Annotated in this window: 4 protein-coding genes and 4 tRNA genes; 5 read left to right on the plus strand and 3 right to left on the minus strand. The window is 67.5% G+C overall.

Features of this window, described 5'->3' with window-relative positions; translation table 11 throughout:
• Positions 1 to 36: 36 nt before the first annotated feature.
• From CSR00_RS29410 to CSR00_RS29420, 3 genes are all read right to left on the minus strand, one after another.
• Positions 37 to 1,344: a GGDEF domain-containing protein gene (locus CSR00_RS29410; RefSeq protein ID WP_141564532.1), complete on the minus strand. Its 1,308-nt coding sequence runs from the start codon at positions 1,342 to 1,344 to the stop codon at positions 37 to 39.
• A gap of 181 nt (positions 1,345 to 1,525) precedes the next feature.
• On the minus strand, positions 1,526 to 2,731 hold the full coding sequence (locus tag CSR00_RS29415; protein ID WP_176562332.1) for a PE-PPE domain-containing protein: 1,206 nt from the start codon (positions 2,729 to 2,731) through the stop codon (positions 1,526 to 1,528).
• A 131-nt stretch (positions 2,732 to 2,862) separates the two neighbouring features.
• Positions 2,863 to 2,937 (minus strand) — tRNA-Val (locus tag CSR00_RS29420).
• 111 nt (positions 2,938 to 3,048) lie between these two features.
• Between CSR00_RS29420 and CSR00_RS29425 the strand changes: the two genes are divergently transcribed.
• The 5 genes from CSR00_RS29425 to CSR00_RS30455 all read left to right on the plus strand — a co-directional run bounded on the left by CSR00_RS29425 (position 3,049) and on the right by CSR00_RS30455 (position 4,443).
• Complete coding sequence (locus tag CSR00_RS29425) at positions 3,049 to 3,480, plus strand: DUF6636 domain-containing protein (protein ID WP_176562333.1); 432 nt, start codon at positions 3,049 to 3,051, stop codon at positions 3,478 to 3,480.
• 155 nt (positions 3,481 to 3,635) lie between these two features.
• Positions 3,636 to 3,708, plus strand: a tRNA-Gly gene (locus CSR00_RS29430).
• Positions 3,709 to 3,735: 27 nt separating this feature from the next.
• Positions 3,736 to 3,809 (plus strand) — tRNA-Cys (locus CSR00_RS29435).
• Between the two features lie 14 nt (positions 3,810 to 3,823).
• A tRNA-Val gene (locus tag CSR00_RS29440) sits at positions 3,824 to 3,898 on the plus strand.
• Positions 3,899 to 4,134: 236 nt separating this feature from the next.
• Complete coding sequence (locus CSR00_RS30455) at positions 4,135 to 4,443, plus strand: hypothetical protein (RefSeq protein WP_141564533.1); 309 nt, start codon at positions 4,135 to 4,137, stop codon at positions 4,441 to 4,443.
• The last annotated feature ends 101 nt before the right edge of the window (positions 4,444 to 4,544 follow it).

A 4,544-nucleotide genomic window follows, 5' to 3' on the forward strand; every position in this document is an offset into this window, starting at 1 on the left:
CACGCAGATCGGCCACCATCTGCACCGCCCGCGCCTTCAGCTCTTCTGGATACCGCCTCGATGACTTCGATCCCACGTGCCCATCCTTCCCAACGGAAGAACTCTCCCGACACGCCGGGGCTGATCATCACCCCCCACCCGCGCCACCGTGTCCCCCGCACGCACACACGCCGCCACCCGCTGACCCACCCGCACCAACAACGCATCCGCAGCCGGATGACCCAAACTGTCATTGACCAACTTGAAATCATCAAGATCCAACGACACCACCGCCACCGACCGATCATCACGACGACGCAACATCATCGCGTGCACCAACCGATCACGAAACAACGTCCGATTCCCCAACCCCGTCAACGGATCCCGCAACGCCTGATCCGCCGCCACCGACAACAACCGCCGGTTCTCCCACGCCGCCACCGCCTGACGCAGCGAGACCACCGTCACCACGATCGGCACCAGGATCGACTCCAGCCCGGACATGACGAACATCGGACCCACCGTGCCCGCCAACCACAGCGGGACGTAGGGCAGCCACAACGCCGAGTTCGACGGCAGCGCCAGCCCCGTCCCCGGCAGCGGAAGGCTGTGCCGGCTCACCACCGCGGCGGCGACGAACGCGACCATCGCGACGGCCCAGACGATGTCGATGACACCGCCGGTGACGTAGCCGCCCCGGGCCGTCTCGTACGCGAACAGACTGTGGGCCACGGTCATCAGGCCGACGCCCAGGGTGAGCAACGCGAGCACGCCGCGTTGCTGGACACCGGCGCGGGCCAGCACCACCACCGCGATGGTCAGCACGATGATGTCGGCCACGGGATAGACGAAGGCCAGGCCCAGGGCGAGCGGATCCTCGTGGAAGCGCTCGTAGACGTGCCGCAGGAACATCACCCAGGCCAGCAGGAACAGACACGATGCCACGGTGGCCGCATCCAGGACGGGACGCCAGCGCGTCTGCCCGGTGGGTTCCGCCGGGAACCGGACCAGTCCGGCCACCAGCAGGATCATGCATGCCAGGAAGAAGACGTCGGCTGCCGACGGAAACGGCGCGGTCTCCAGGATGACGTTGGAGAACACCCAGATCACATCGCCGATCGACCACGCCGCCAGTGCGGCGGCCAGGGCCATCCAGACCGACCGCAGGCGCCCGTGCACCGATCGGGCCGTCCACACCGCGCAGCCCGCCGCATACACCGACAGCGCCAGGATGACGACGTTGTCGATCACCCGAACGACCCCGTGCCCGCGACCCACCAGCAGCAGCACCGCCAGCGCGGCCACCACCGCCGACGGCACGGCCACCGTCGGCGTCGCATACCACGGGTGTCGACCTCTGCTCACGACGTCTGTGTGCCTCCCAGCCCTGCGGCCATCAACCCGACGAACCGTCGCCCCGGGTCTGCCGGCGCCACCGATATTGACGCTAACTTAAGCGCCCGACTGTCACAGCCGGTGAACCAAGGCTGACCAACACCCGCACCCACCTGCGCCGCCACCCTGTGGACCCGGCGCCGGAGTCCGATCACCCCGCGGCCCGCCGGACTGAGCGACTCTGCACTCGGTCCGGGCGCGCCTTGTCGCTACCGGCGGCGCGTTCGGTCCGGTCCGCCGCTCGTCCGTGACGGCGGCCGTCGAGCGTGTCCGGTCGTGTTTCCGTTCGTGTTTCCGATCGTGTGTGCAGCCGCGTTTCCCGACGCGTTGCCCTGCGTTGCTTCCTGGTCACCGCCGGCGAATCGCCGTCGTGCACCGACCCGCCACCCGTCTCTGCTTCTGCCGTGGCGGCCGAACTCTGCGATGGGGCGGTCACCGGGACCGCCGGCCGCCGCGAGGACATCGTTTTCGGTGTCCGGTCGTGGGATTCGGTCACCGTGGGCGGTGCCGGGAACCTGATCCTGCCGTCGGACAGGTACGGGCGACGGTCCCCCGGTCGATCGTGGCGGACATAGCCCGCATCGATGATCGGGCGCAACCTCGCATCGATGCGATCGACGATCGCACCGGGAACAAACAGGCGCGCAGCCAGGGTCAGCGGCAGGTGTTCGGTGGGGCGCAGGTAGGTCGTGACGGTAGCACCCTTGGAGTTGACCGTGGTGGTCACGTCCTCCGGTGGGATGGTGGCCGGATCGACACCGGCATAGGCGGAGTGGACGATGGCCGCCCCCATCACCGCGTTCAGCGTGGCCAGCAGGTTCCAGGGACGGTCGGGGGGATCGGCCCAGCCGTCGTACTCACCTCGGACTATCACCGTATCGTATTGTGATTCAACTGGTTTCGCGACCGTGTAGTCGACGATCGGGATGTGAACCCCCTGCCGCAACAACGACATCAGCCCCCGTTCCGGGCTGGCGATGAGCACGAACGCCAGCTGGTCGGATGGCGGCGCGGCGGGGTCGTCGGCCAGCCGGGCGAGCTCGTGATCGATGACGATCGACCCTTCGGACAATCCGGACACGACGAGGGGCGCGGCGGTGGATCTGATCGCCGCGTCGAGTCGGTCGACGCCGACCCGCAGGGATCGATCGATCAGCAGACCGGGGCTCGCGGGGTACTCGATGAGTGTGCGGTCGGCCTCCGGGTAGAAACCCCGTCCGATCTCAGCGGTGATGCCCGGGAAGAAATAGTAGATCGCCCCGCCGGCGACCAGCATCGTCTGCGCCTGGGCGGTCGGGGCCAACGCGATCGCCAAGCCAAGCACCAACGCGGAAGCGGCGCGGCGCACTGTGTGCACGGCGGCGAGTATATTGCCCCACCGCATCCCGCCGTCGCCGTTCCGCGGAGTGCATCCGGGTGACCGGACGTCGCATCTGGACCGTCCGGACGGCCGGATGAGGTGACAACACCACCCGGGGTGCAGATATGTGGTGGTCCCGACTGGGATCGAACCAGTGACCTTCCGCGTGTGAGGCGGACGCTCTCCCGCTGAGCTACGAGACCGTGGGAACGACGACGAAGACTAGCACGGTTGGCGACCCAGACCAGAATCCCCAGGTCAACCGTGAGCGATCAGCCCTGCTCAACGACTCCCGCGCGGGTAGAGCGCCGGCCATGAGGCGCTGGCTCTGGCTCGCCGTCGCGCCGGCCTTCGTGGCCGCCGCGGCACCCGCGCACGCCGACATCACGGGGTTCACCTCGCCCAGCGGGAACATCGGCTGCATCCTCGACGACGGCGGCGCAGGCGGCGGCGCCAGCGGCTACGTGCGGTGCGACATCGGGGAGCGCAGCTGGTCGCCACCCGCGCGGCCGGCGGATTGCCCGGACGAGACCGACTTCGGCCAGGGCATCGCGCTGCACACCTACGGCCCCGCGGCGTTCGTCTGTGCCGGCGACACCGCGCTGGGAGCCGGCGGGCCGCTGGCCTACGGCAACTATCAGGCCGGCGGCGGGGTGTCGTGCACCAGCAAGCCCACCGCGATGACGTGCAGCAACTCCGACGGTCACGGCTTCAGCCTGTCCCGCGAGTCCTACGACCTGTTCTAGCGGGGTGTTGCGGCGGCCCGAGCACCCCCGGGAACGCCCGGAACCGGGCGGCTCGCGATGGCACCAGACCCCCCGGCGAGCAAGGGATTTGTGCCCGCCGACGTCCGTGGACTATCGTTGCGCTTCGCGACGGGCGACGATCTCGCCGGTGGCACGCGGATGTAGCGCAGTTGGTAGCGCATCACCTTGCCAAGGTGAGGGTCGCGGGTTCGAATCCCGTCATCCGCTCGAAGGTGCGAAGGCATCAACCCTCGCGGTGGAGTGGCCGAGTGGTGAGGCAACGGCCTGCAAAGCCGTGCACACGGGTTCGATTCCCGTCTCCACCTCCAAAGGTTCGTCCCCGGCGCGATTAGCTCAGCGGGAGAGCGCTTCCCTGACACGGAAGAGGTCACTGGTTCAATCCCAGTATCGCGCACCAGAGTTAGTGCAGCCAGTGCGGTGCATCTAGTCGCGCTATGCAAACCTCGTGAAGTGCCAAACCCCAGGTGAGATGTGGCGGGTATAGCTGCGCCTGAACCACCAAGGTTCTGACGGCAACAGACGCGCAGGCAACCCTCTACCCCAACTGGTTGGAACCCCAGCCACGCGGGAGGGCATCCACCCGCAACACCGGCTCGTTGCCAGCCTTCTCTGGCATCCTCACCGACTGTGCAGGTGACGAATTGGACGCCCGTTGCGACCGGCGTCGGCACCATCGTCGGGGCACTGATCGCCGGGTGGTTCGGCGGTCGGAATGCTCGGAAGACCCCGCATGACCGGTTGAAGGCCCTTGTGGAAATCTCACGAGACCTCCCGCCTGGCGTTGATGTGGATGGCGCTGTTGAGGGCGCGATGCGCCGGGAGTTACGGCACCTGGACAGGCTGAACAAGGCGCGCGAGGAAAGCCTCTTGAAGTACTGGTGGCAAGTCGGGTGGCCCCACATCTCCACCGTCGGCAGAGCAATGATCAGAACTTGTGGATGACCCTCGGTGTGGGGGCGTGAAAGTGGGCGCACCTTCCCGAGGATGATCTGAAGTCCAAGGTTCTCTGATCAAGACCGGCGTTGGCGCGCTGGTTGGGAAGG

This window comes from Mycolicibacterium palauense, assembly GCF_002592005.1.
GTDB classification, from domain to species: domain Bacteria; phylum Actinomycetota; class Actinomycetes; order Mycobacteriales; family Mycobacteriaceae; genus Mycobacterium; species Mycobacterium palauense.

Excerpts from the sequence above, each read along its gene's own strand:
- CSR00_RS29425 (WP_176562333.1), top strand. The coding sequence starts at position 3,049 with ATGAGGCGCTGGCTCTGGCTCGCCGTCGCGCCGGCCTTCGTGGCCGCC.